Genomic DNA, 25,492 nt, shown 5'->3' on the forward strand with positions numbered 1-25,492 from the left:
TCATTCCTTCCACGCCCGGGAGGTATGCGCGTCGTGCGGGACCGGATTCGGTTGCGCGCGTAGCTCGTCCAGCACCGCATCGACCGCATCCTCGGACATGCCTGCCGGAAACGCGGGAAGGACGCGATCGATCACACCCGCGCAGCGGGCCCGCAGCGCATCAGCAACCTCCGCAAGGGGTGCGACCACGGCGAACGCGCGCAGGACGCCGTCGTCGATCAGTGCACCCATGTCGTCCCAGCGGCCTTCCTTCGACAGCCGGTGCAGATCGACGTGCAGGTCACCCCAGCCGTGCAGGTCGAGGACCTTGCGGTAGGCGGGCGTTGAGCCGTAGAACGCGATCTGCTTGCGGGTGGTCGCGGCGGCGGTGGCCATCTGCGCGTCCGTCTCACCGGTGACGACGAACACCGGACACGATACCTGAAATCCCTTGCGGTCGCGGCCCGCCCGCTGCAGTCCGCGCAGCAGTGCGGGTGTCGTGACGTCCTCTGCGTACCTGCGGGTCGTGAACGCGTGGGTGAGCAGGCCGTCGGCCACCTCACCGCACATCTCCGTCATCGCTTCGCCGACCGCCGCGATGAAGACCTTGGGGAACCCGTGATCCGTCGGCTCCGGGGTGAACATCGGAGTCATCAGCTTGTGGGTGTAGAACTCGCCTTCGAAGCGCAGCCGGGTCCCGTCCTGCCACGAGGTCCAGATCGCCTGCAGCGCATCGACGAACTCGCGCATCCGCCGGACGGGGTGACTCCACGGCATGCTGAACCGCTTCTCGACGTGCGCCTGCACCTGAGTGCCGAGCCCGAGGTTGAACCGGCCGCCGGAATACGACTGAAGATCCCAGCCCAGGTTCGCGACGGTCATCGGGTTGCGCGCGAACGCGACCGCGATGCTGGTGCCCACCTCGAGCCGTGACGTGTGTTCGGCGGCCAATAGCACCGGCAGGAACGGATCGTGGTTGATCTCGCCGGCCCAGCAGCCGTCGTAGCCGCGTCGCTCGAGCGAGCCGACCGCCTCCGGCACGCGGACCAGTTCGCTCGGGATGCCCCTGTCGATCCTCAGGCGGACGGCACCGTCAGCAGCCATGCACCGGCACCCGGCACCTGACCCTCGTCACCATGCCGAATGACGCTACAGTAAGCAATTCAGTATGGTCAACGCCGATTCCCCGTCGGCATCGGCGGCGCACCTGTGAGGATGGAAGTCATGACCAAGGCCCAGGACTGGGAAGGCACACTCGACGATCTCGAGCGTCGGCGTCAACGCACCTGGGCGATGGGCGGCGCGGAGCGCGTCGCCAAGCATCGCGACAAGGGCAAGCTCGACGTGCGAGCGCGGATCGACCGACTGTTGGACAAGGGTTCCTTCCACGAGTTGGGCACCCTGGCCGGGGGTGAGATCGCGGCCGACGGCATCGTCGTCGGCTCAGGAATGCTCAACGGCAGCCCCGTCATGGTGGGCGCCGAGGACTTCACCACGCTGGCGGGCAGCATCGGTCCGGGCGGCAATGCGAAGCGGTATCGCATCGCCGAACTCGCTGTGCGGGACCGTATTCCACTGGTGATGCTGCTGGAGGGCGCCGGGTTCCGGCCCACGGGCGGACACTACGGGCGTACGCCGACCGACCTGCTGGCACAGGCCAACTGCTCGGGACGTGTGCCCACAGTCGCCGCCGTCCTCGGCCCGTCGGCCGGTCACGGCGCACTGGTTGCGCCCGTGTCCGACTTCCGCATCATGAGCCGCCAGGGCGCGATCTTCACCGCCGGTCCCCCGGTGGTCAAGGAGTCGACCGGCGAGGACATCTCGAAGGAGGACCTCGGCGGTCCCGGCGTCGCCCTGGCCAGCGGGGTGATTCACAACCTGGGCGAGGACGACGAGGCGGTGATCGACGACATCCGCCGGTATCTGTCCTACTTCCCGCCGAGTGCGTGGTCGTATCCCGCGGCGCTACCCGCCGACGAGAGCACCGCGCCCCGGCCCACCCCCGAGTTGCTCGACATCGTCTCCCGCGACAACAAGCGGGTCTACGACATGCGGGCAGTGCTCGACGTGGTCTTCGACCGACCCGATTGGTTCGAGGTGCAACCGAAGTTCGGCCGGGCCATCATCTGCGCGCTGGCTCACCTCGGCGGTCATCCCGTCGCGGTGGTGGCCAACCAACCGCAGGTGCTGGCCGGCTCGATCGACGCCGACGCCGCCGACAAGGCCGCACACTTCATCATGGTCGCCGACTCCTTCCACCTGCCGATCGTGTTCCTCGCCGACAATCCGGGCATGCTGCCGGGCAGCCGGTCGGAGCGCACCGGCGTATTGCGCGCCGGCGGAAGGATGTTCGCCGCTCAGACCGCGGCCACGACGTTGAAGTTGCACCTGACCCTGCGCAAGGCGTACGGCTTCGGTTCGATGGTGATGTCCCTGCTGGGTTTCGACTCGCAGGACGCCACCTACGCCTACCCGGGCGCGACGATGGGAGCCATGAGCGCGGCGGCGTTGAGCCGCGCGTCGCACGCCGAGGAGGATCTCAGTGCCAAACTGCGCGAAGCCGAACTCGAGGCGTCCTACCGGTCGGCGGAGCACCTCGGCTTCGACGAGCTGATCGATCCTCGAGAAACCCGCGATGCGTTGCTGGCCGGGCTGCAGCGCGGCCTGTCCCGCAGACAGGCCCCCGCGGAGCCGGTGAGCCGCACCGTCATCCTGCCGTGACCGGGAGGCCCCGCGGGATAGCCTGGTCTTCCACCGTGGCGCACCCCGGAATCAGCCGGGCGCCGGAGCCGGAGGACCACGATGAGCACCGCTGCACAGCTGATGGTCAAGTGCCTTGAAGCAGAAGGCGTTTCCCTGGTGTTCGGAATACCGGGCGAGGAGAACATCCACTTCGTACGGGCTCTGGCGGGGTCGAAACAGATCAGGTACATCCTGACCCGGCACGAACAGGCTGCGTCCTTCATGGCCGAGATGTACGGCAGGGTGACGGGACGTCCGGCGGTGGTATCGGCGACGCTCGGGCCCGGCGCCATCAACATGCAGCTCGGTGTCGCCGACGCCACCACCAACAGCACCCCGCTGGTGGCGATCTCCGCGCAGGTCGGGCAGGACCGCGAGTACAAGGAGTCGCACCAGTACGTCGATCTGGTGTCGATGTTCGCCCCGATCACCCGCTGGTCCGACGGTGTCCCCACCACGCGAGCGATTCCCGAGATGTTCCGCAAGGCGTTCAAGCTCGCGGAGACCGAGCGGCCGGCGGCGGTCTACCTCGCCGTCCCAGAACACATCGACGCCGACGAGCACGACTACGACCTCAAACCATTGCCCCGCAACGTCGTTCGACCCGAAGCGCCGTCACCATCCCAGGTCGTACGCGCCGTCGACGTGCTCCGTTCGGCGACACGGCCCGTCATCCTGGCCGGCCACGGTGCCGCCCGCGCCGACGCGACCGCGGCACTGATCCGACTCTCCGAGGAGCTGGGGATACGGGTCGCGAACACGTTTCACGGCAAGGGGGTCATGCCCGACGACCATCCCAACACCATGGGGACCATCGGGTTCATGCGCCACGACTACGTCAACTTCGGCTTCGACGACGCCGACCTGATCATCGCGGTCGGCTACGAACTGCAGGAGTTCGACCCCGTCCGGATCAATCCCAACTCCGACAAGAAGATAATCCACGTCCATCGCTTCCCCGCCGAGGTCGACATGCACTACCCGGTCGACGTCGGGATCATCGGCGATATCAGCGCGTCCCTCGACGCCATGCGCGAGGCCATGGCCGGACACCGCTACGACGTCGAGTCCAGCGCCCCCGGGGCCGGCCTGCTCGCCGAGGAATTCGCTCGCGGACAACATGACTCGAGCTTCCCGCTGGCGCCGCAGAGGATCGTCGCCGACACCAGGGCAGCGCTGGGCCGAGACGACGTGGTGCTGGTGGACACCGGCGCCGCCAAGATGTGGATGGCCCGGCTCTACCCGACCTACGAGCGCAATACGTGCCTCATCTCCAACGGCCTGTCCACCATGGCGTTCTCGCTGCCGGGGGCGTTGGGCGTGAAGCTGGCGCGGCCCGAGTCGAAGGTGCTCGCGGTGATGGGTGACGGTGCGTTCCTGATGAACTCCCAGGAGATCGAGACCGCCGTTCGCGAGCAGATCCCGTTGGTCGTGCTGATCTGGGACGACGGCGGGTACGGGTTGATCGAGTGGAAGATGGACCTCGAGCTCGGCGACCACTACTACGTCGGGCTCACCAATCCCGACGTGGTGATGTACGCGGAGAGCTTCGGCGCCAAGGGATATCGGATCACCAACGCCGACGAACTGCTGCCCACGCTGCGAACCGCGCTGGACGACGACGGCGTATCGATCATCTCGTGCCCTGTCGACTACTCCGAGAATCTGCGCCTGACCGAGCGACTCGGGCAGCTCGACGACACGCTGTAGACCTCGGGGAGCGCTTGCGTTCGAGCGCGCTCGAACTTCTAACGTCGCCGGCATGACGACACCTACAGCACTTCAAACCTGGATCATCACCGGAGCGTCGAAAGGTTTCGGACGTGCACTGGCCGAGGCCGCGCTCAGCAGAGGGGATCAGGTCGTGGCCGCGGTACGAAACCGCGACAGCATTGCCGACTTGACGAGCACCTACGGCGACCGGGTCACGAGCGTTCAGTTCGACGCCCGCGACACGACGGCAGCCGCCGGCCTGGTCCAGATAGCAGTCGATCGCTACGGCCGCCTGGACGTGTTGGTGAACAACGCGGGGCGCGCCATCGTCGGCGCGGCCGAGGAGATCACCGACGCGCAGCTGCGCGATCTGATGGACCTGCACCTGTTCGGTCCCGCTGCCCTGGTGCGCGCTGCCCTACCCGTCATGCGCGCCCAGGGAGCAGGGACCATCGTGCAGATGAGCAGCCAGGGCGGACGGATGTCCTTCCCAGGAGTGTCGACCTACTCGGCGTCGAAGTTCGCGCTGGAGGGGTGGTCGGAGTCCATGGCCGGCGAGGTCGCGCCGTTCGGCGTCCGCGTGATGCTGGTCGAGCCGAGCCGGTTCCGTACCGCGTTCAACGCCGCCGACGTGCTCGACTTCGCCGACGCTTCGCCGACTTATCGGGAGATCCTGGCCGACGTGCGATCCGACATGGCCGGCGCGGACGGGAGGCAGGAGGGTGACCCCGCCAAGGCCGCGCAGATCATCGTCTCGCTGGCACATTCCGAGGAGGTACCGCTGCGGCTGCCGCTGGGCGCCGAAGCGGTCCAGCGGATCACGGCGGCGTACCAACGGGGTCTGGACGAGGTCGCCCAGTGGGCCGACCTGGCCCGCAGAGCCGACTTTCCCGGCGTCGCTGCGTCCGCGCGTCCGGTTTAAGCTCAGGTATGTCCACCAACGACCTGATGAACAGGGCGCTCGCGGCGCTCGGCGAGGTCGACGGCCCGATGTCGGTCGAGGTGATTCACCGTCTCGCTGACACGGGTGAGATCACCGAGCCGATGACCATTGCCGAAGTCGCCGATCTCCTCGACGTCTCCGCGCACACGCTGCGCTACTACGAACGCGCTGGGCTCGTCGAAGTCGACCGCGACAGTAGTGGCCACCGCAGCTATCAGCCGGAGGCGGTGCGCCGACTCGTGTTCCTTACCCGGATGCGCTTGTCCGGCATGGCGATCCGTGATCTGCAGCACTACATCGAGCTCGTCGACGCCGGCGAGCAGACGGTGCCGGAACGCCTCGACATGTTGGTCGAGCACCGCGACACCATCCGCCGCCAGATCCGCGAACTCACCCTTTCCCTGGCCGCCACCGAGTTCAAGATCGCGACCTACGGCGGCACCACCGGCGACACGCTTTAGGCGTCGGTAGCCCGGTACTGCGCGACGATCGGCTCCAGCTCGTCGGGCGTGGCACCGTGCATGATGACGGCGTCGGCGCCGTACTCGAATTCCTTGCGGATGCGCTCGACGCACTGCTCGGCGGAGCCGGTCGCCGACGGCTCCAGCCATTCGTCGGGAATCAGCGTGGCGATGTGCTCGATCTGGTCGGCGCTGGCCTTGTGGTCGATGCCGCCGGGGATGGCTGTCACCACCGGATCCTCCCGGAAGCGTTGCAGGACAGCGGGATCCCAGCCATTGGTGTTGACCAACAGATCACCGTAGCCCTGCAGGTAGGTCGCCAGCCGGGCGACGGTCTTCTTGAGCCGCAATTCTTCTGGCAGATGGTCGCCGACGGTGGCGAAGCACGACCACACCTTGACGTCGTCCGGGTTGCGGCCGGCCTTCTCGGCGGCGTCCTTCACCGTCTTCACGCTGCGCTGCAGGGTCTCGGGCGTGAAATAGGTATGCAGGATGACGTCGTCGAACTCGCGTCCGCCCAGCGCCAGCGTCCGAGGTCCGAAGGCGACGAGGCCCAACCGGATGTCCTCGTCGAAGTCGGGATCGAGGAACAACACCTGATACTTGCCGATCGGCCCGTCGTGGTTGAAGACCACTTCCCCGTGCCAGAGCTTGCGCATCACCTGCGCGAAGTCCTCCATCTGCGCGGTCGTCACCGACGGCACGCCGAACGCCGCATACATGGCCGCGACACCACGCCCGAGCCCGAGGGTGAACCGCCCGCCCGACAGCCGGTGCATGGTGGTGGCCCACGATGCAGTGATCAGCGGATGGCGGGTGTTGTGATTGGTTGCGGCAGTGGCGATCTGCATGCGCTCGGTGACGGCGCACGCTGCACCGACCAGTGACGAGGCCTCCTTGACGTTCCACCGCTCGGAGATGAACGCCGTGCCGAAGCCGAGCTCCTCACCGCGGCGGGCCTCGTCCATCAGCGTCGCCGGACCCTCACCGCCCGCGCCGGCAAGCAGGTAGTAGCCGAGTTCATCCAATGTGCGAGTCACGCCCAAACCCCTTGCTTGTAGCCGCAGTTCCAGACCTCGGTGATCCTGCCGTCGACCACGCGGAACAGTTCCATGCTGCTGATCGTCAGGTCGCTGCCGTCCTTCATCGTCATCGGCGACTGGTACACGATCGCCACGTGCACGCCGTCGTCGCCGGCCACCACCAGGTTCAAGCCGAAGCGAATCGTCTCGAACAGGTCCCAGTGGTGGACGATCCGCTGCACCGCCTCCTCGTGCGTGAGCACTGTCGACTCCCCCACATCGTGGCGAATGACGGTGTCGCCCATCAGCTCCTCCGCGAGATCGAAGTCGCGCTCGTTCCAGACGACGAGGTTGTAGAGCTCCACCACCTCACGCGCCGTCCGTGTCTGCATGGTCATTCGAATACCTCCAGCGCATTGATGTCATCGATGGTGATGACCGCCCGGTCGATGAGTGTCATGCACAACCGGCGCGCCCGTTCTGGCATGCTCGCCGAGCCGAGCAGGGCGACGACGGGCATGACCAACAGGTAGGCGACCGCGAATCGGTAATGGCGCCAAGCCTCGTCGAACGGGTAATCGGTGACCGAGCGCTCTTCCAGCGCGAGGAGGTACTCCCTGAGCAGTTCCTCGTCGCGTCCAGCCCGTACCGCCGCTGGCAGACCCTGACTCAGTAGGTAGCCGATATCAGCGGCGCCGACCGCCCGGGCGGCAAACTGGAAGTCGACGACTTTGAGTTGATCCCCGGCGAAGAACATGTTGTCGGCGCGGAAGTCGCCGTGCATGAGCGTCGCGCGCTCTGTCAGAGCTTTCAGGGCGGCAGGCGCGTGCTCTGCGAACCGTTGTGCGAACCTCGCCACTGCAGGGGAAACCGGCGCCTCAGCGTTCTCGCGGTACATCTGCCATCCAACGCCGAATGCGGACGGTAAGAGGTCCCGCATCATTGGCGTATCGATGCTCGGGAAGGCGTCGCGCACATCGGCATTGGCCGGATCATTCGACCATGCGTGCAAGCCGGCGAGATGCGTGATGCCGCAGCGGAGCCGGTCCAACGACAACCCGGCCAGATGATCGGCGTTGTCCCAGCCCTGCAGGTCTTCCAGTATGAGAACGAAATCGCCCGAGTCCTGCGCCATACGCGCGGCATACACGTGCGGCGTCCCCATCGGTGCGCTGCCCGCAACCCGTTGGTAGAACGTCACTTCGCGGGTGTAGCCACCCATCATCTCCATCGCTCCGCGAGCGTCCGATTGACTGGGCAGCTTGGCGATCAGTGTGTCTGGCACGTCCGCACCGGTGAGGTGGAGCCGGTATAGCAGCGAGGAGAACCCGCTGTCCTGCGCGATCTGCTCGCTGCGGACGGCGCCGACCGCCGCGCCGAGTGCCTCGGACAGCCACGGCACGGTGACGCCTTCGATGCCGTATGGGACAGCATCGGTAGCCGAAGTCACACGGGCCTCCCCATCGAGGTATTTGACGCTCGACAACTAAGTTAGTTGTCGAGCGTCTAATATGCAAGAGTGCCCAGTCCAAGCCGCGGGCTTACGCAACCGCAACGAGTCGAGACGTCCAACCGTCGACTGGTCGAGTCCGCCGCTGCACTCATCGCCGAAAAGGGTTGGGAGGCAACCACGGCAGCCGAGATCGGCCGACGGGCGGGCTACAGCCGCGCGATGGTTCACGCGCGGTACGGCAGCAAGGACGCCATCCTCGACGCGTTCTTGCTAGACGGCCACGTGCAACGTCTCCTGCCCGCTCCACAGCCCGGCGCTACGGGCATGGAGAACGCGGTCGCCCATTTCCACCGGATCGAGGAGATGTACGCGCAGGATCCTGACTTTCTGCGTGCGATGTTCGTGATGACATTCGAGGCGGTCAAGGCCAGCTCGCCAGTGCGCACTCTGCTGCAGACCTGGTTCGACCGCGGCGTCGAAGCCGTGGAGACGGGGCTGCGAACCGGGGTGGCCGATGGATCCGTCCGGCCCGACATCGACGTCGAGCGGGCAGTCAACGACATCAGCGCGGCGGCCTTCGGCATCGCGTTTCACTGGATCGTGATGCCCGAACGCTACGACCTCGCAAAGGAATTGGATTTCTCCAGGACGCGAATCATCGCTGACTATGGTTCTCACGGGACACGCTGAGCTTTGCCCATGCCGCGCGCCGCGCCGATGTGGGATCTGACTCCACGCGGGAGCGGCGATCGAAGATCATCGTCGCCCGCTCATCGGTGGTGTAGCGGGGCCAGTCGTCGCCGGGTACTCCGGTGCGGCTGAACGACCGCCAGCGGCGCTGCACGTCCCTGCTGACGGACCGGGCCGAGCGGCGGTCACCCGCCACCGTCAACAGCCCACCCAGCCGCGTGGCATACACGTCGAACACCGCGAGCAACTCGCTGCCATGCGTGGCGCCGAAGCCGGTCCACTGCAGTGGGCGCGGCGCGTAGTCGTAACGGTAGTGGTACGTCGGCGCGTGCAGGCAATGCGCCTCGGCGAGCTCCCATGCTCTCGCGCCGAAGGTGAAGTCACTGCCGAACGCCAGGCACGCGGCCTTGCTCGGATACCCTGGGTAGGCCTCTCGCACTCCTTGCGCCACTTGCGGTTCCGCGCTTTCGAGGAACTTCTCGATGACCGGCTCGTTGGTCGGCAGATAGTCCATGAACTTGGCGAACAGGCTGGCCTCGGTGGCGTTGCTGCCGATGATCAGAGGAACCCGGTGAGCCGCCCCACGGGTCATTGCGTCGACGTGCGTCCACGGCAGGTAGTCGCCGCCCACTATCGCGCCGATCCCGAAGGAGTCGGGCGTCGCCCGGATGGTGTCCGTCATAATGCGCTCCAGCGTGCGGACGAGCTGCGACGGTCGCGCGGTCATGACGGCCCGAGCGCCGTCGCCCGGATCGGCACCGAGTGCGGCCGCGAACCGGCGGGCGATATCGGCGGAGTACTCGGCGTGATGGATGAGCCCGCCGGGCGGGCTCTGCGAGATGGCTTGGTGGAACAGCCCGGCGGCATCGGGAACGGCGAGCAGCGTCGCGACCGCGTGCGCTCCCGCGCTCTCGCCGAAGATGGTCACGTTGTCTGGATCGCCGCCGAATCCGGCGACGTTGTCCCGCACCCAGCGCAAGGCCATCACCAGGTCGCGCAGAAACAGGTTGGCCTCGAGTGGATGCTCCGGCGTCGACAGCGACGACAGGTCCAGGCAGCCGAGCGCCCCGAGGCGGTAATTCGCCGACACGTACACACAGCCCCGGCGCGCGATGGCCGCCCCGTCGTACACCGACGTCGCGGAGCTGCCGAACATGTAACCGCCGCCGTGGATGAAGAACATCACCGGCAGCGGCTCGTCCGGCAGTTCGGCTGGGGCGACGACGTTGAGCGTCAGGCAGTCCTCGCTCATCGGTTGACGACCGCTGCGGCCCATGTACGTGTACCGCGGATCCTGAGGCGCGCAGCTGCCGAACTCCTCGCAGAACCGCACGCCGCGCCAGGGCAACGGCGGCTGGGGCGCCCGGAAACGCAACGGCCCCACCGGGGGCCGCGCGTACGGGATGGACCGCCATCGCGCCGTGCCGTTGCGCACGAACCCCTGGACGGTGCCGCTGATCGTGCGCACCCGCACCGTCTGTTCGGTCACGTCAGCACCTTACTTGCGCGCCCATGACCAGGGCTTTTCGGGCATCCATTGCCGTCCTGACTCACCGGGGAACCATGTGGATCGCATGTTACTGTAACTCTTACAGTAGTAGGCCGGATCAGTGGAGGATCAGTCCGTGAAGGTTCCGTTCACCTGGAAGGTCACCGGCTGGTTCATGGTCGGCTGGTCGGCCGAGTACGACGTCGGTGCGGTGCGAGCCCTCAAGTACTTCGGCGAGGATCTGGTTGCCTATCGCGACGAGTCGCGCGAACTCCACGTCATGGAGGCGCATTGCCAGCATCTCGGCGCGCACATCGGGCACGGCGGCAAGGTCGTCGGCGACTGCGTGGAGTGCCCGTTTCACGGTTGGCGATGGGGGCCCGACGGCACCAACCGCTACATCCCGTACCAGCCGGACCGCCCGAACCGCGGGCTGAGGCTGCGCTCGTATCCTGTCAAGGAGCAGTACGGGTGCATCTTCATGTGGTACCACCCCGGCGGCGACCCGCCACGCTGGGAACTGCCCGACATCTTCTTGAAGTTCCCGCAGTTCGAGACCGACCCCGACGCCTACTACCGGCCCTATCCGGAGTTCTCCAGCCGCGCCGACGCCATCCCGGTGCACCCGCAGATCGTCGCCGAAAATGGGCCCGACAGCAGCCATTTCCGATACGTCCACGGCGCGACGGTGACACCGGTGTGCCTGGAGTGGGAGAACGTCGGCGAGGAGTGGCGATTCCTCACCGGTTGGCCCGACGCCCGCAGCGACGACCCGAACGAGATGGCCCTGCGCATCCACAGCCACTTCTCCGGGCTCGGATTCGCCATGAGCGCCTTCGAAGGCTCCTCGAACCACCGGCTGATCTTCGCCTGCACCCCCGTCGACGACGAGGTGTCGGACCTGTTCTATTCGATCTGGTGGCCCAAGATTCCCGGCGAGACCTCGGACGTCCCGCCGGACCACGTGCGCGCGAAGGTCGAGAAGCAGTACCTCAAGACGGTGTGGGAAGACTGCGACATCTGGCGCTACCAGAAATACGTCGAGCACCCCGCGCTGTCCAAGGTGGACGCGAAACCGTATATGGCCCTGCGGAAGTGGGCGACGCAGTTCTACGAGGTTCCCCCCGCCGTGCCGGTAGAGGCCCACGCATGAAACCCGACCTCGCCGACCTCGCCGCCCCCGCGCATACCGCGGTCATCACGCAGGAGTGCCAAGGCGCGGTGATGTCGCCCAACGCCGATCTTGCGGCCCTGGCCGCCGAAGCCCGTCGGGAGGCCCTGCCCAACATCGCCCGAATCGTTCCGTCGGCCCGCGCCGCGGGCGTGCGGGTCGTGCACTGTGTGGTGCAGCGGCGCCCCGACGGGCTCGGCTCGAACCACAACGCTCGCCTCTTCGCCGCAGCGGCCAAGGGGGTCGACGTCACACCGGGCAGCGAGGGAGCGACGCTGTTGCCCGAACTCGGCCCTGAGCCTTCCGATCTCGTCCTGGCCAGGTGGCACGGTCTCGGTCCGATGGGCGGTACCGACCTCGACGCGGTCCTGCGCAACCTCGGTGTGTCGACGATCGTCGCGGTCGGAGTGTCGCTCAACGTCGCGATACCGAACCTCGTCATGGACGCCGTCAACAAGGGCTACCGTGTGGTGCTGCCGCGCGACGCCGTCGCCGGAATCCCCGCCGAGTACGGTACGGCGGTGATAGAGAACAGCCTGTCGCTGCTGGCCACCGTGACGACCACCGACGAACTTCTCGCGGCCTGGAAGGTCCCATGACGGAGACGCGCGGCTTCCCCGAGCTGAAACCCGTTGATGCGCCACCGGAATTGGAACGGTTCGCGGCAGCCGTGCGCCGCCTCCAGGATCTCGCCGTGTCGACCAACCCCGACGCCGACACGTGGTCCGCCGTGTCCGAGACCATCGAACGCGCCTGCGCGGCACTCGAGCCGCACCAGGTACCCGACGGGCAGGCCCCGGCAGGACGCGCCATCAAACTGCCCGGACTTGGCCACCCTCTGATTCCCCCGTGGACGATCACCTCGTTCGACGAGGACGGGGTGACGATGGAGGGCAACTTCACCCGCTACCACGTCGGCGGCAACATGGCCGTGCACGGCGGCGTGATACCGCTGTTCTACGACTGGCATTTCGGCACGATCGTGTCGGCCGCCGGACGGCCCATCAGCCGCACCGCCTACCTCCACGTCGACTACCGCGCGGTCACACCGATCGACACACCGCTGATCAGCCGCGGACGCGTCGAACGCGTCGACGGCCGCAAGGCGTTCGTCACCGCGACCATGACTGACCCCGACGGCACCGTGTTGAGCGAGGCCAACGGCCTGATGATCAGGTTGCTCCCCCACCAGCCCTGAAGGAGCACAATGCAATTCACCGTTCCCGCCGTTCTCGACGCCGTCACGGCCGAGATCGGTGACCGCGTACTTCTGACCCAGGGCGATCGTCGCTATACCTACGCCGAAATCGTGGAACGGTCCAACCGCCTTGCGTCGTACCTGCACTCGCGCGGACTGGGCTGTCACACCCCACGCGAGAAGCTGGCCGGCCACGACGTCGGCCAGGACCTACTCGGCATCTACGCCTACAACGGCAACGAGTTCGTCGAGTCGCTGCTCGGCTCGTTCCGGGCCCGCGTCGCGCCGTTCAATGTCAACTACCGGTACGTGAAGAACGAATTGCACTATCTGCTGGCTGATTCCGGCGCAACGGCGCTGGTCTATCACGCCAGGTTCGCCCCGCGGGTCGCCGACGTCCTGCCGAACCTCCCGCACCTACGCGTACTCATCCAGATCGCCGACGACTCGGGCAACGATCTGGTGCACGGCGCGGTCGACTACGAGGCGGCGCTGGCCGCGTCCAGCCCGCAGCCACCGCCGGTGCAACCCTCGCCCGACGACCTCTACGTGCTCTACACCGGCGGCACCACCGGCATGCCGAAGGGTGTGTTGTGGCGCCAGCACGACATCTTCATGACCTCGTTCGGCGGACGGGATATCTACAGCGGCAAGGCCGCCGAGTCCTACGCAGAGCTCGCCGAGCGTGCGGCCGCTGGACCCGGCACCAAGCTGATGGTGCTGCCGCCACTGATTCACGGCGCCGCGCAGTGGGGCCTCATGACGGCACTGACCACGGGTCAGTCGGTGGTGTTCGCGTCGGTGGTCGACCACTTCGACGCCGACGACGTCGTCGCGACGATCGAGCGCGAGAAGGTCATGGTGGCCACGGTGGTCGGCGATGCGATGGCCAGACCGTTGGCGGCCGCGATCGAGCGTGGCAGCGCCGACGTCTCGTCGCTGGCGGCGGTGGCCAACGGCGGCGCGCTGCTGACGCCGACCACCAAGCAACGGTTGATCGACGCCAAGCCCGGCCTGATCGTCATCGACGGTGTCGGCTCCTCCGAGACGGGCGCCCAGCTCACCCACATGTCCGCGCCGGGCGCCGTGTCGACCGGCACGTTCAAGCCGGGTCCGGACACCTGCGTCGTCTCCGAGAACCTCGACGGTGTCCTGAAACCGGCGCACGACGGCATGGGCTGGCTGGCGCAGCGCGGGTATGTTCCGTTGGGCTACAAGGGCGATGCCGCGAAGACCGCGGCGACGTTCCCCGTCGTCGCCGGAGTCCGCTACGCCGTGCCTGGCGACCGGGCGCGCCATCTCGCCGACGGCAACATCGAGCTGCTCGGCCGCGACTCGGTGACCATCAACTCGGGCGGGGAGAAGATCTTCGCCGAGGAGGTCGAGACGGCGATCGCGTCGCACCCCGCGATTGCCGACGTCGTGGTGGCCGGCAGGCCCAGCGAGCGTTGGGGGCAGGAGGTCGTCGCCGTGGTCGCACTCGCCGAGGGAGCGTCTGCCGATGCCGAGGAATTGATCGCCCACGCCGCGAAGTCGGTGGCGCGCTACAAGTTACCCAAGGTCGTCGTGTTCCGTCCGGTCATCGAACGCAGTCCGGCGGGCAAGGCCGACTACCGGTGGGCGCGCGAACAAGCCAGCACCTGAGGTGCTTGATTCGCCTGCACTTCAGCCGGTCCACTCACCCCGCAATCGGGCTGTAGTGCAAATGCCCGCCTCTGAGCGACTTCTCGTCGACAGGCGCACGAAAGTCGCTCGTACGTGGGCAATTCCAGCACCACTCCGCCCAGGGTCGTGCACTAAGCGCCCCGTCGCGAAGCAATACCCGTTTGTCCGCCTCACTCGGAAACAGTGCGAATGCCCAGGTCGCCGGTGTTCGGCGAACCTGCGCATTCGGCCGCGCTTTCCGACCTCCACACCGGGCGCAGCGCGACTGTGAGCCTGACGAGATTTGAGCCCGGATTGTCTCGTCAGGAGCACACTCGCGTAGCCCCCTCAACGCTCACAGCGGCTTTCGGCTGGATCCGTTCTAGAAGTCGCTGTGAGGTGGGCAAAGGCGCTCACTCCTGTGCCGGTGACTCATGTGGCATGCGATTTCGGACCGGTCGCGCTCCCCACTACTCCTAGCCCGTACCCGCCCCGTGCGCCTTCAGCCGCCGATTGGTGCGGCGGCGGGCCATCCGCAGCGAGAAGTCTGCGTACGCCTTCATCGGCCGGCGGAACGGTGGCGACGCCGACCCGGTGATGCTGAACGGCAGGTCGGTGCCCACCACCGACCGCTGGTGGCTGAACGTGTCGAAGCCGGCCTTGCCGTGATAGGCGCCCATGCCACTACGGCCGACGCCACCGAACGGCGCCGCCGACGGGATCATCTGCGCCGCAAAGTCGTTGCGGGCCACGCCCCCGCTGCGGGTATTGCGCACGAAGTCGCGGAAGTGGTCACTCTCCGGCCCGTACCAGTACGCCACCAGGGGCGCCGGCCGTTCGTTGACGTAGTCGATGACGTCGGCGAGCCGGGAGTACTCCATGACGACGAGCACCGGACCGAAGATCTCCTCGCTGGCGATCTTCATCCGGTCGTCGACGCCGCGCACGATGGTCGGTGCGATCTTGCGGCTGGCGCGGTCGGGTAGCGACTCGCGGCCAGGTGCGACGGCCTCGACCTGGGCTCCGTTCGCCCGGGCGTCGTCGATCAGGCCGAGCACCCGGTCGAAGTTGGCGTCGTTCACCGACGAGCAGTAATCGTCGTTGGACACGATGGCGGGGAACATCCCGCGCAGCGTCTCGCGCGCGACGTCGACGAACGTCTCGACCCGATCGTCGGGCACGAACACGTAATCCGGGCAGACACATACCTGGCCTCCGTTGACCATGCGCGCCTGGGCGATTCGCGTCGCCGAGCGCCGGAGGTCGGCGTCGGGCGCCACCACCACCGGGTTCTTCCCACCGAGCTCCAGCGTCACCGGAACCAGATTCTGCGCGGCCGCCCGCTGCACCATGGCGCCGACGGACGGCGAGCCGGTGAAGAACAGATGGTCGAAAGGCAGCTCGGCAAACGCCGCGGCGACGTCCGGACCGCCTGTCACGACCTGGAGCTCGTCGGATCCGAAGTACCGCGGCGCGACGCGCTTCATCAGCTCGGCGGTGCGCGGTGTCACCTCCGACATCTTGATCATCACGCGGTTGCCCGCCGCGAACGCCGCGGCCGCGGGCAGCACCACGAGGTTGAGCGGAAAGTTCCACGGCCCGATGATTCCGACCACCCCCAGGGGCGTCGACTCGATCTGGGCCTTCAACCCGAACAGCCGTCCGCCGCGCATGATCCGTTGGGGTCGCATCCATTCGGCGACGTGGGCACGGGTGTGTTCGATCACGGGGATGATGCCCACGATCTCGGTGAACAGGGACGCGGCCGGCGACCGGGTGCCGAAGTCGGCAGCCATCGCGCCGACGAACGCATCGGTGTTGTCCAACACCAGCGCCAGCAGCCTGTCGATGCGGTTGCGGCGTTCCGCAGCGGTCGGCGGCCCGGCCGCCACGAACGCCTGCCGCTGCCGGTCGAGGGTGCCGCGCAGGTCGGTGCGAAGCCGCTCAACCGTGTCGACGCCGTCCTCCGTCGTACTCATCTGCCTGCCGCCCTCCGGGTCAGCGGACCGACGTCAGCGGCCCCGCACATGGCTATCGTAATGGTCTTCGGTAAGCCTGACGGGTAGGATACTGTAATAATTACAGTAGGAATGTGGATAGGAACGTGTAGCGACGCTGCCCGGCCTGAGATGCGGGAGAGGTGCGGTGGAATCCCAACTTCGGGCCGACCGGTCGGCCGAGGAACGCGCCAACTTCCTCCGCGACCCGTATCCATACTTCGCCGCCAAGCGTGCGGAGGCCGGCGTGTTCCGCGGCACCGTGATGGACTACTCCAAGACGCCGGAGCACATGCGGCCCACGCAGACCTACGCGGCCATGTCGTTCGACGCGGTGAACACCGTGTTCCGGGATGGCAAGTCGTTCAACTCGGCGATGTACGACGCGACGATCGGGCTGTTCATCGGTCCCACCATCCTGGCCATGGGCGGTACGACGCACCGTGAGCACCGGAACCTGGTTTCCGCTGCCTTCAAGTCGAAGTCGTTGGTGCGCTGGGAGCCCGAGATCGTCCGCCCGATCGTCAACGCGCTCATCGACGAGTTCGTCGACTCCCGTGAGACGGATCTGATCAAGCAGTTCACCTTCGAGTTCCCCACCCGGGTCATCGCCAAGCTGTTGGGTCTGCCCGAAGAGGACCTGCCGATGTTTCGCAAGTGGGCGGTGGACCTGATCAGCTACACCGTCAGGTACAAGCAGGCGTTCGAATCGTCGGCGGCACTGAAGGACTACTTCCTCGTACAGATGGACAAGCGCAAGTCTCATCCGACCGACGACATCATCGGCGACCTCGTCACCGCCGAGATCGACGGCGAGAGACTCAGCGACGAGGCCATCTACTCCTTTCTGCGTCTGCTGCTTCCCGCGGGCCTGGAGACCACCTACCGGTCGTCGGGCAACCTGCTCTACCTGTTGCTCACCCATCCCGACCAATTCGACGCCGTGCAGGCCGACCACGGGCTCATCGGCCCCGCCATCGAAGAGGGGTTGCGGTTCGAGACTCCGCTGACCACCGTGCAGCGGTTCACGTCCGAGGACACCGAACTCGAAGGCGTCGAGATCCCGGCACAGTCGGTGGTCGACGTCTGCATGGGGTCGGCAAACCGGGACGAGAACCGGTGGGAACGTCCCGAAGAGTTCGACATCTTCCGCAAGCGCACGCCGCACATCACCTTCGCGGCAGGCGAACACACGTGTCTCGGCCTGCATCTGGCGCGGTTGGAGACCCGCGTCGCCGTCGAGTGCCTTCTCACGCGGATGACCAATCTGCGGTTGCTCGACCAGGACGATCCGCACATTCACGGTCAGCCGTTCCGCTCACCGAACGTGCTGCCGGTCGCCTTCGACGGCGTGACGTGAGTTGACTACCCCTTCCAGGGTACCGACTTGACGAAACCGCCTGCATCGATCCGTAATTGGGTGCCGGTGATGTAGCGGGAGCTGTCACTGGCGAGGAACACCACGGCGTCGGAGACGTCCTGCGGCTCGATGTAGGGCACCGGCATGGCTTGCATCATCGAGAACGTCGCCTCGGCGTCCTCGCGGGTGGGTGAGGCGAGGTCCGGCCGGAACACCTGGTACATGCCGTCGTTCTGCAGCATGTCGGTGTTCACGTTGGTGGGATGGACCGCGTTGACCCGGATCATCCGCTTGGCCAGTTGGATCGACAGGTCGTTGACGTAGCGGGCGACGATCTGCTTGGCGAAGCTGTAGGCGGACCCGCCGGGACCTTGGCTCGTCGAGCTACCCAACTGCGCGGCAAGCGATCCCGTCGCGATGATCGATCCGCCGTCGCTGATGTGGGGCAGGCTGGCCTGGATCACGTTGAAGACGCCCACCAGATCGGTGTCGATGGTGTCCGACCACGACTGGATGGTCTGGTTCTTGCCCATGGCGCAGATGCCGGCATTCGCCACCACGATGTCCAGGCCGCCGAGTTCGGCGACGCCGTCGGCGATGGCCTTCCACACGGCGCTGCGCTCGCGGACGTCGACGATCGCGGTGTGACACCGCACCGCTTGCTTCTCCACCATGCGCGCCGTCTCGTCGAGGTCCTCCGGCCGCGACAGCGGGTAGGTGTTGCCCTCGAGGTCCGCGCAGATGTCGAGGGCGATGATGCTCGCGCCTTCGGCGGCCAGGTTCACCGCGTGTGAGCGGCCCTGTCCACGTCCGGCGCCCGAGACGACCGCGATCTTGTTGTCCAGCTTGCCCATTCGTTCGTGTCCTTCGATCTAGCCCTGCCGGGTCACCCGGTGGGCGATGGTCTTGGTCTCCAGGTACTGCTGAAAGCCCTCGATGCCGCACTGGCGGCCGATACCGGAGCTCTTGTACCCGCCGAACGGCGCGTCGGCGCCGTAGAACATGCCGCCGTTGACGCCGATCGACCCGGTCCGGATGCGCCGCGCGATGGCCATCCCCCGCTCCGCGGTACCCGACAGCACGGCGCCGGCCAGGCCGAAGGCGCTGTCGTTGGCGATCCGGACGGCCTCGTCGTCGTCGTCGAACGGAATCATCACCAACACCGGCCCGAAGATCTCCTCCTGCGCGATCGCCGCGGAGTTGTCGACACCGACCACCACCGTCGGCTGCACGTAGAAGCCGCCAGCCAGCTCGGGCGGGAGATCGTCGAATGCCCCTCCGCCGGTGGTGATCTCGGCACCAGCGCGACGGGCGCGTTCGCAGGCGTCGAGCACGCGCTGCTTCTGTCGCGCGCTGATGACCGGGCCGACCAGAGTCTGCGGCAGCGCAGGATCGCCGACGGGCACCATGCCGAAGGCCGCGGTCACGCCGTTCACCGCGTCGTCGAACAGCGATCGGTGGATCAGCATGCGCGTGGTCAGCGCGCATGCCTGGCCCGCGTGTACACAGACCCCGACCGCGCTTGCCACCAGCTTGCCGGGGTCGACGTCGTCGGTGACGATGAGCGCCGACTTGCCGCCGAGCTCCAGGAATGTCCGCTTCATGGTCTCGGCGCCCTGACGCACCAGCAGCTTTCCAACGGCGGTCGAACCGGTGAACGAGATCATGTCGACCCGAGGGTCGGTCGCGAGCAGTTCCGCGACGTCGTTGTCGGGGGTCGGGACCACGTTGAGGACGCCGGCCGGGATGTCGGTGTGCTCGGCGACCAGGCGGCCCAGTCGGGTCGCGTTCCACGGCGTGTGGGGATCCGGTTTGAGGACGACGGTGTTGCCCGTCGCCAGTGCGGGTCCGAGCTTGTTGAGGATGACCTCGATCGGAAAGTTGGACGGCGTGATCGCGCCGACCACGCCGACCGGCTCCTTGACCACGCTGCGCACGTTGCGGTCGCCGAAGAGCCCGCCGCCCTCGAGCGGCCGCTCCCAGTCGAACCCGTCGATGAGTCCGGCTGGGTAGCGCAGGGATTCGGCAAGCGGCCAGTCGAGTTGGGCGGTGGTGATCGTCATGTCGGGGCAGCCGACCTCGGCGATCAGCTCCTCCCGTAGGTCGTCGCGCTCCGCCTCGATCGCCGACTGCAGTTGCTCGAGGCAGCGCTTGCGCAGCGCACGATTCGTCGACCAATCGGACTCGTCGAACGCGTGGCGCGCGGCGGCGATGGCGCGGCTCATGTCATTTGCACCGGCCGCGGCGGTCGCACCGAGCACCAAACCGGTTGCGGGGCTGACGTTGTCGAACTCCGCTCCGGAGGCCGCGGCAACCAGGTCGCCGTCGATCAGCATCCGAGACTCGGCACGTCCGGCGGCGCGGCGGCCGATCTCGACGCTGGGTGCGGCCCGCTGCTGCGCGACATCGCTCACGTGCATCTCCCCACACCGGCTGACGACATATCAACTGTAAAGGTTACAGTATCGCAGTCCAGATTTAGCCTCGGCCGACCTGAACCGGCACGCCGGTGAGCCACGACATCCCCGCCAACGCCTCAACGTCGCGCGGGTCGGTCGACATCAACTGATTCACGTTGACGCCACCGGCGCGGTTGGCCAGCTGCCACCCTCCGGTGCCCTTGTGCCCCCAGCCGTGCGGAATCGCAATGGTGCCGGGAACGATGTCGGCAGTCAGTGTTACGGGCAGCGCGATCCGGCCGTGCGGCGAGCTGACTTCGACGGTGTCGCCATCGGCGATCCGGCGCTGCGCGGCATCGTCGAGATGCATCAGCGCGCGGTGGCTTCGGTCGCCGCGCATCAGCAGTGGCGCGTTGTGCATCCAGGAGTTCTCCGAGCGCGGCTCGCGCATGCCGATCATCCGCATCGGGTAGTCCGCCGGCTGACCGCGCCCCACCATGGCGGCGATCTCGGTGCTGATCTCCTCGTGCGCCAGCCGGACCAGGCCATGCCGGTACACCACCACCTCGCCAAGGACCGATGTCCGGATGTTCGGCGCGACGACGACGCCGTGCGGATGGTGTCGGCTCAGCCGGTCGAACGTCAGACCCCCGCGACGCAGGCCGTAGCGGTCACCGGCGTCGGAGAGCCTGATCATCCCGTCGGCCAGTCGCCGCGGATCGAGCGGGCGCCCGAACAGACCGAGAAGCCGTCGCACGCTGCCCAGCACCGCGAATACCGGTGTGCGCAGCGCCATTCGCTGCATCAGGTCATCGATGATGTCCCATTCGGTGCGTGCCTCGCCGGGTGGCGTGACGACCGCCTCGGTGGCCTGCCGGAACGGGGTGGCCTGAAACTGCTGAAAGGTCAACGCGAAGTCGTCGCGCTCGTACATCGTGGTGACTGGCAGCACGTAGTCGCAGTGTGCTGTCGTCTCGTTGACGTACAGATCGAGCCCGACCGCGAGGTCGACCTTCTCGAGCGCCGCTTCCAACTCCAGGCCGTTGGGTACGGAGAGCACCGGATTGCCTGCGCTGACGAAGAACGCCTTGATCTGCCGCTTGCCTGCGGTGGACATCTCCTTGGCCATCATCGCCGCAGGCTCCGCACCGATCACGGCCCGAAATCCCCCGATGCGGGTGCGCTTTCGGCGATAGGACCGACGCAGCGACGCCCCCATCACCTTCATCCCCCACCGCTCCCCTGGAATTCCGAGCGTGCCGAACACGCTGCCGCCGGGTGTGTCCAGATTGCCCGCGACCAGGTTGACGACGTCGATCAGATAGGTGGTCAGCGTGCCGTTGCGCCCGACGCACGTGCCGAGCCGCCCGTACACCGCAGCTCGCGGTGTCTGCGCCAAGTCCCGCGCCAACGCGCGAACCACCGCAGGTTCGATCCCGGTGTGCCGCTCGGTGTCTTCCGGCGTGAAGGGCGCGCACTGGCCGGCCAGCCAGTCCAGCCCGTCGGCCTGCGCTGCCACCGCCTTCCGGTCGACGAGGGCTTCGGCGAACAGGACCTGCAACAGCGACAGCAGGAAGTACGCGTCCCCATCGGGAACGATGCCCAGCCACTCGAACGCCGCCGCGGTCTCCGACCGGCGTGGATCGACGACGATCACCCGCCCGCCGCGCTTCACCACGTCCTGCATGCGGTCCTTGATCCGCGGGGCGGTGAGGAAACTGCCATGGGAGACCACCGGATTGGCACCCATCAGGACCAGGAGATCGGTGCGCATCAGGTCGGGTATCGGCACCGACGTCGGCGTTCCGTAGAGGAACTGGCTGGCGAGCAGTCGACTGCTGGTGTCCTGTGACGACGCGGTGAAGTAGTGACTGCGGCGCCCGATGCCCTTGATGAACGCCATCACGCCGATCACGTGTGAATAGCTGAACGCCGCCGGGTTGCCCATGTACCAGCCGATCGCACCGGAGCCGTGGCTGCGATGGATGGCCGTCAGTCGGGCGGCGATGTCGCTCATCGCCTCGTCCCAGGACACCGGCTCGAAACCGCCCTGCGTGCGCCGCAGCGGTGTCGTGACACGGTCCGGATCGTTCTGCACCTCGGTGAAGGCGATGCCCTTCTGACAGGCGAATCCGGCCGACAACGGGTGGTCCTTGTCGGGCCGCAGCGCCACCAGTCGACCGTCCTCGACGGTGGCCACCATGCCGCACAGCGGCTCGCAGATGCGGCAAAAGGTGGCCCTGTGTTCGATCACGGGAACTACGTTACTGTAAGAGTTACAGTTGATATGGCCTGTTGCGGACAGACGGAGGAGTTTCATGCAGAAGGCGCTGGCTCCGGACATTTCGACGTGGCCGGACGAGGCTCCCCAGTTGATCGGCAGCCAGTGCGGCGACTGCAGCGCCACCGTCTTCCCCCGACAGGCTCGTTGCCCGAAGTGCAGCAAGGCCGCGATGTCGGATCTGCTGCTGCCCCGGCGCGGCACCGTGGTGGCATGGACGACGCAGGGCTTCCCACCAGGGACGCCGTACGTCGGGCCGATCGGCAAGGACTTCGTTCCGTTCGGCGTGGGCCTCGTTCAACTCGGTGACGTGGTGCGCGTCGAGGGCCGGCTCACCGAGAACGACCCGGAGAAGCTGAAGTTCGGCATGGAGGTCGAGCTGACCATGGTGCCCTTCGCCACGGACGCCGACGGTACCGAGATCGTCACGTTCGCCTTCCAGCCGGTTTAGACAGGAGCCAGACATGACCCACGACGTGGCCATCATCGGCGTCGGCATCCACCCGTTCGGCCGGTTCGAGGGCAAGTCCGCCCTGGAGATGGCGGTCGATGCGATCTTCGCCGCCGTCGGCGATGCGGGCGTGGAGTGGAAGGACATCGGGGCGGCCGCGGGGGGCAGCTGGACGGTCGCCAATCCCGACGCAATCGTCGGCATGGTGGGGTTGTCCGGCATCCCGTTCACCAACGTGTTCAACGCCTGTGCCACCGCCGCCAGCGCGGCCAAGACGTGCGCCGACGGAATCCGGTTGGGCGACTATGACATCGGCATCGCCGTCGGCCTCGACAAGCACCCGCGCGGCGCCTTCACCGAGGATCCCGCCCTGGTGGGCATGCCGCGTTGGTACGCAGAGAACGGTCAATACCTCACCACCCAGTTCTTCGGCATGAAGGCCAACCGCTACCTGCACGAGCACGGCATCGCCCACGAGACGCTGGCCAAGGTGGCCGCCAAGAATCTCCGCAACGGCGCGTTGAACCCGAACGCCTTCCGCCGCAAGCCGATTCCCGAGGACGAGATCCTCAACGCGCCGATGCTGAACTATCCGTTGACGCAATACATGTTCTGCGCACCCGACGAGGGCGCCGCCGCGGTGGTGATGTGTCGAGCCGACATCGCCCACCGTTACACCAGCAAGCCCGTCTACCTGCGTGCCGTCGAGATTCGCACTCGCCGCTACGGCGCGTACGAGGTCAACACCACGTGCGCACCCGTCGACGAGGACGTCTCGCCAACGGTGTACGCGTCGCGCGCGGCGTTCGAGAAGGCAGGCATCGGTCCCGAGGACGTCGACGTAATCCAGTTGCAGGACACCGACGCCGGCGCCGAGATCATCCACATGGCCGAGGCCGGATTCTGCGCCGACGGCGATCAGGAGAAGCTGCTGGCCGACGGCGCCACCGAGATCACCGGGTCCATGCCGATCAACACCGACGGCGGGCTGATCGCCAACGGCGAGCCGATCGGTGCGTCGGGCCTGCGACAGATCCACGAGCTGGTCCGGCAGTTGCGTGGGGAGGCAGGCGACCGCCAAGTGCCGGGAAATCCACGCGTCGGCTTCGCTCAGCTCTACGGCGCCCCCGGCACTGCCGGCGCGACCATCGTGACGCTCTGACCCATACCCGGACAGGGAACCCACTCATGACTGAACAGTTCAGGGACGCACCGGTTTTCGATGCCGATCAGCACATGTACGAGACGGGCGACGCCCTCATCAAGTACCTGCCCGAGCGGTACGAACGCGCCGTGCAGTACGCCCAGTTCGGCAAGCAGACCCGGATCGTGATCAACAACAAGGTCACCGACTTCATCCCGAATCCGACGTTCGAGCGGGTCGCCGCGCCAGGTGCGCACGAGAAGTTCTTCGCGGGCGAGAACACCGAAGGCCTGACGCTGCGCGAGATGCAGGGCAGGGCGATCGAGGCGCCGGCCGCCACCCGCAATCCCGAGGACCGCGTCGCCGAGCTCGACCGCCAAGGCGTCGTCGAGGCGTTGAACTATCCGACGCTCGGCAGTCTGGTGGAACACTCCAGCGCCGACGATCCACAGTTGACGCTGGCGATCATCCACGCGCTCAACGAGTGGATTCACGAGCACTGGTCGTTCGACTACGAAGGCCGCGTGTTCACCACCCCGATCATCAACCTGTCCGAGGTCGATGCGGCCCAGCGGGAGCTCGCGTGGATTCTGGAGCGCGGCGCCAAGGTGGCGCTGATCAAGCCGGGTCCGGTCAACGGCCTGCACGGTTGGCGCTCCCCCGCGCTGCCGGAGTTCGATCCGTTCTGGCGCGACGTCGAAGCGGCCGGGTTGCCCATCGTGCTGCACGCCAGCTATCCGCCGCTCGACGACTACGTCAGCCGGTGGGAGCCGCCGCACACCCAAAGCTTCATGGCGCAGAGTGCGTTCCGGTGGATGGTGCTCGGCCACCGCGAGATCGCCGACATGATCACCAGCCTCATCTGCCACGGCACGCTCACGCGCTTCCCGAAGCTGCGGATCGCCAGCGTCGAGAACGGCAGCGGCTGGATCTTCCCGCTCTTCAACGACTTCGAAGACCTACAGAGGAAGATGCCGCAGAACTTCCCCGAGCATCCGCACGACGTGTTCCGTCGCAACATCTGGGTCAGCCCCTTCTGGGAAGGCTGCGTGTCCGACGTGGTCACCACCGTCGGGTGGGACAAGGTGATGTTCGGCTCGGACTATCCACATCCCGAGGGGCTGGCCGAGCCGAAGGGCTTCTGGAGGTACGCCGAGGGCATGGACGTCCGGCGGACGTATGACTTCATGGGCGACAACGCGCGGCGCTTCATGGGATTGCCCATCGCCAACCCCGATCCCAGCGCGGCACACCCACCCGCGATGGCTCGGGCCTAGCCGCGCCTCGTCGGTGACCGCGGTCACATTTTGGAACAGCTACAGTGACGCTGCCCGCAACGCCGACGCACGGACGAG

At 66.9% G+C, this 25,492-nt stretch carries 22 protein-coding genes; 13 read left to right on the top strand and 9 right to left on the bottom strand.

Translation table 11 applies throughout. From position 1 onward, the window contains the following. Window positions 1-1,083, bottom strand: coding sequence for an LLM class F420-dependent oxidoreductase (locus tag N536_RS38000; protein ID WP_051574396.1), 1,083 nt, complete (start codon window positions 1,081-1,083; stop codon window positions 1-3). 120 nt (window positions 1,084-1,203) lie between these two features. On the opposite strand from N536_RS38000, the gene N536_RS0110325 reads away from it, so the two are divergent. The 4 genes from N536_RS0110325 (at window position 1,204) to N536_RS0110340 (ending at window position 5,838) form a co-directional block, all read left to right on the top strand. Further along, window positions 1,204-2,700, top strand: coding sequence for an acyl-CoA carboxylase subunit beta (locus N536_RS0110325; RefSeq protein WP_029113535.1), 1,497 nt, complete (start codon window positions 1,204-1,206; stop codon window positions 2,698-2,700). Window positions 2,701-2,781: 81 nt separating this feature from the next. After that, window positions 2,782-4,431, top strand: coding sequence for an acetolactate synthase large subunit (locus N536_RS0110330; protein WP_029113536.1), 1,650 nt, complete (start codon window positions 2,782-2,784; stop codon window positions 4,429-4,431). Between the two features lie 52 nt (window positions 4,432-4,483). Beyond that, window positions 4,484-5,356, top strand: a complete 873-nt coding sequence (locus N536_RS0110335; RefSeq protein WP_029113537.1) for an SDR family NAD(P)-dependent oxidoreductase — start codon at window positions 4,484-4,486, stop codon at window positions 5,354-5,356. Between the two features lie 8 nt (window positions 5,357-5,364). Continuing rightward, the gene (locus tag N536_RS0110340; protein ID WP_029113538.1) at window positions 5,365-5,838 is read left to right on the top strand and encodes a MerR family transcriptional regulator; all 474 of its coding nucleotides are present in this window, start codon (window positions 5,365-5,367) and stop codon (window positions 5,836-5,838) included. Here N536_RS0110340 and N536_RS0110345 read toward each other — a convergent pair. The 3 genes from N536_RS0110345 to N536_RS0110355 are packed head-to-tail and all read right to left on the bottom strand — an operon-like array spanning window position 5,835 to window position 8,310. Beyond that, a complete protein-coding gene (locus N536_RS0110345) occupies window positions 5,835-6,911 on the bottom strand; it encodes a TIGR03857 family LLM class F420-dependent oxidoreductase (RefSeq protein WP_051574397.1) in 1,077 nt (358 codons plus the stop codon). The genes N536_RS0110340 and N536_RS0110345 overlap by 4 nt on opposite strands. Then, window positions 6,875-7,252, bottom strand: a complete 378-nt coding sequence (locus tag N536_RS0110350; protein WP_029113540.1) for a nuclear transport factor 2 family protein — start codon at window positions 7,250-7,252, stop codon at window positions 6,875-6,877. Before N536_RS0110350 ends, N536_RS0110345 begins: the two co-directional genes overlap by 37 nt. A 2-nt stretch (window positions 7,253-7,254) precedes the next feature. Further along, complete coding sequence (locus tag N536_RS0110355) at window positions 7,255-8,310, bottom strand: phosphotransferase (protein ID WP_029113541.1); 1,056 nt, start codon at window positions 8,308-8,310, stop codon at window positions 7,255-7,257. 69 nt (window positions 8,311-8,379) lie between these two features. On the opposite strand from N536_RS0110355, the gene N536_RS0110360 reads away from it, so the two are divergent. After that, complete coding sequence (locus tag N536_RS0110360) at window positions 8,380-9,003, top strand: TetR/AcrR family transcriptional regulator (protein ID WP_029113542.1); 624 nt, start codon at window positions 8,380-8,382, stop codon at window positions 9,001-9,003. Here N536_RS0110360 and N536_RS0110365 read toward each other — a convergent pair. Then, window positions 8,969-10,492, bottom strand: a complete 1,524-nt coding sequence (locus N536_RS0110365; protein ID WP_029113543.1) for a carboxylesterase/lipase family protein — start codon at window positions 10,490-10,492, stop codon at window positions 8,969-8,971. The two genes, N536_RS0110360 and N536_RS0110365, sit on opposite strands and share 35 nt — an antisense overlap. 136 nt (window positions 10,493-10,628) lie before the next feature. Here N536_RS0110365 and N536_RS0110370 point away from each other — a divergent pair, with 136 nt between their 5' ends. Genes N536_RS0110370 through N536_RS0110385 form a run of 4 tightly spaced genes read left to right on the top strand, consistent with a single transcriptional unit; the run spans window position 10,629 to window position 14,505 of the window. After that, entirely contained in the window at window positions 10,629-11,645 is a 1,017-nt protein-coding gene (locus N536_RS0110370; RefSeq protein ID WP_029113544.1) for a Rieske 2Fe-2S domain-containing protein, read from the top strand. Continuing rightward, window positions 11,642-12,262 carry a cysteine hydrolase gene (locus N536_RS0110375; protein ID WP_029113545.1) on the top strand — a complete coding sequence of 207 codons (621 nt, stop codon included), beginning with the start codon at window positions 11,642-11,644 and terminating at the stop codon, window positions 12,260-12,262. The genes N536_RS0110370 and N536_RS0110375 overlap by 4 nt, the downstream gene beginning before the upstream one ends. Then, entirely contained in the window at window positions 12,259-12,861 is a 603-nt protein-coding gene (locus tag N536_RS0110380; protein ID WP_029113546.1) for a PaaI family thioesterase, read from the top strand. The genes N536_RS0110375 and N536_RS0110380 overlap by 4 nt, the downstream gene beginning before the upstream one ends. Window positions 12,862-12,870: 9 nt before the next feature. Beyond that, entirely contained in the window at window positions 12,871-14,505 is a 1,635-nt protein-coding gene (locus N536_RS0110385; RefSeq protein WP_029113547.1) for an acyl-CoA synthetase, read from the top strand. A gap of 476 nt (window positions 14,506-14,981) precedes the next feature. Here N536_RS0110385 and N536_RS0110390 read toward each other — a convergent pair whose 3' ends face one another. Beyond that, window positions 14,982-16,484, bottom strand: coding sequence for a coniferyl aldehyde dehydrogenase (locus N536_RS0110390; RefSeq protein ID WP_081809140.1), 1,503 nt, complete (start codon window positions 16,482-16,484; stop codon window positions 14,982-14,984). A 166-nt stretch (window positions 16,485-16,650) separates the two neighbouring features. On the opposite strand from N536_RS0110390, the gene N536_RS0110395 reads away from it, so the two are divergent. Beyond that, window positions 16,651-17,862: a cytochrome P450 gene (locus N536_RS0110395; RefSeq protein WP_029113549.1), complete on the top strand. Its 1,212-nt coding sequence runs from the start codon at window positions 16,651-16,653 to the stop codon at window positions 17,860-17,862. A 5-nt stretch (window positions 17,863-17,867) separates the two neighbouring features. Here N536_RS0110395 and N536_RS0110400 read toward each other — a convergent pair whose 3' ends face one another. The 3 genes from N536_RS0110400 to N536_RS0110410 all read right to left on the bottom strand — a co-directional run bounded on the left by N536_RS0110400 (window position 17,868) and on the right by N536_RS0110410 (window position 22,464). Next, window positions 17,868-18,716 carry a mycofactocin-coupled SDR family oxidoreductase gene (locus tag N536_RS0110400; protein ID WP_029113550.1) on the bottom strand — a complete coding sequence of 283 codons (849 nt, stop codon included), beginning with the start codon at window positions 18,714-18,716 and terminating at the stop codon, window positions 17,868-17,870. An 18-nt stretch (window positions 18,717-18,734) separates the two neighbouring features. After that, window positions 18,735-20,198, bottom strand: coding sequence for an aldehyde dehydrogenase family protein (locus tag N536_RS0110405; protein ID WP_231514490.1), 1,464 nt, complete (start codon window positions 20,196-20,198; stop codon window positions 18,735-18,737). A 142-nt stretch (window positions 20,199-20,340) separates the two neighbouring features. Further along, window positions 20,341-22,464: a molybdopterin-dependent oxidoreductase gene (locus tag N536_RS0110410; protein ID WP_051574418.1), complete on the bottom strand. Its 2,124-nt coding sequence runs from the start codon at window positions 22,462-22,464 to the stop codon at window positions 20,341-20,343. 115 nt (window positions 22,465-22,579) lie between these two features. On the opposite strand from N536_RS0110410, the gene N536_RS0110415 reads away from it, so the two are divergent. Genes N536_RS0110415 through N536_RS0110425 form a run of 3 tightly spaced genes read left to right on the top strand, consistent with a single transcriptional unit; the run spans window position 22,580 to window position 25,414 of the window. Next, window positions 22,580-22,993 carry a Zn-ribbon domain-containing OB-fold protein gene (locus tag N536_RS0110415; RefSeq protein ID WP_029113553.1) on the top strand — a complete coding sequence of 138 codons (414 nt, stop codon included), beginning with the start codon at window positions 22,580-22,582 and terminating at the stop codon, window positions 22,991-22,993. A gap of 13 nt (window positions 22,994-23,006) precedes the next feature. Continuing rightward, window positions 23,007-24,155, top strand: coding sequence for a thiolase family protein (locus N536_RS0110420; RefSeq protein ID WP_029113554.1), 1,149 nt, complete (start codon window positions 23,007-23,009; stop codon window positions 24,153-24,155). A 26-nt stretch (window positions 24,156-24,181) separates the two neighbouring features. Continuing rightward, a complete protein-coding gene (locus tag N536_RS0110425; protein WP_029113555.1) occupies window positions 24,182-25,414 on the top strand; it encodes an amidohydrolase family protein in 1,233 nt (410 codons plus the stop codon). The last annotated feature ends 78 nt before the right edge of the window (window positions 25,415-25,492 follow it).

The organism is Mycobacterium sp. URHB0044, from assembly GCF_000620625.1.
Classification (GTDB): Bacteria; Actinomycetota; Actinomycetes; order Mycobacteriales; family Mycobacteriaceae; genus Mycobacterium.

Coding starts and splice junctions, on each gene's coding strand:
- N536_RS38000 (WP_051574396.1), bottom strand. CDS start 1,083: ATGGCTGCTGACGGTGCCGTCCGCCTGAGGATCGACAGGGGCATCCCG.
- N536_RS0110325 (WP_029113535.1), top strand. CDS start 1,204: ATGACCAAGGCCCAGGACTGGGAAGGCACACTCGACGATCTCGAGCGT.
- N536_RS0110330 (WP_029113536.1), top strand. CDS start 2,782: ATGAGCACCGCTGCACAGCTGATGGTCAAGTGCCTTGAAGCAGAAGGC.
- N536_RS0110335 (WP_029113537.1), top strand. CDS start 4,484: ATGACGACACCTACAGCACTTCAAACCTGGATCATCACCGGAGCGTCG.
- N536_RS0110340 (WP_029113538.1), top strand. CDS start 5,365: ATGTCCACCAACGACCTGATGAACAGGGCGCTCGCGGCGCTCGGCGAG.
- N536_RS0110350 (WP_029113540.1), bottom strand. CDS start 7,252: ATGCAGACACGGACGGCGCGTGAGGTGGTGGAGCTCTACAACCTCGTC.
- N536_RS0110375 (WP_029113545.1), top strand. CDS start 11,642: ATGAAACCCGACCTCGCCGACCTCGCCGCCCCCGCGCATACCGCGGTC.
- N536_RS0110380 (WP_029113546.1), top strand. CDS start 12,259: ATGACGGAGACGCGCGGCTTCCCCGAGCTGAAACCCGTTGATGCGCCA.
- N536_RS0110385 (WP_029113547.1), top strand. CDS start 12,871: ATGCAATTCACCGTTCCCGCCGTTCTCGACGCCGTCACGGCCGAGATC.
- N536_RS0110390 (WP_081809140.1), bottom strand. CDS start 16,484: ATGAGTACGACGGAGGACGGCGTCGACACGGTTGAGCGGCTTCGCACC.
- N536_RS0110400 (WP_029113550.1), bottom strand. CDS start 18,716: ATGGGCAAGCTGGACAACAAGATCGCGGTCGTCTCGGGCGCCGGACGT.
- N536_RS0110405 (WP_231514490.1), bottom strand. CDS start 20,198: ATGCTGATCGACGGCGACCTGGTTGCCGCGGCCTCCGGAGCGGAGTTC.
- N536_RS0110410 (WP_051574418.1), bottom strand. CDS start 22,464: ATGGTGGCCACCGTCGAGGACGGTCGACTGGTGGCGCTGCGGCCCGAC.
- N536_RS0110415 (WP_029113553.1), top strand. CDS start 22,580: ATGCAGAAGGCGCTGGCTCCGGACATTTCGACGTGGCCGGACGAGGCT.
- N536_RS0110420 (WP_029113554.1), top strand. CDS start 23,007: ATGACCCACGACGTGGCCATCATCGGCGTCGGCATCCACCCGTTCGGC.
- N536_RS0110425 (WP_029113555.1), top strand. CDS start 24,182: ATGACTGAACAGTTCAGGGACGCACCGGTTTTCGATGCCGATCAGCAC.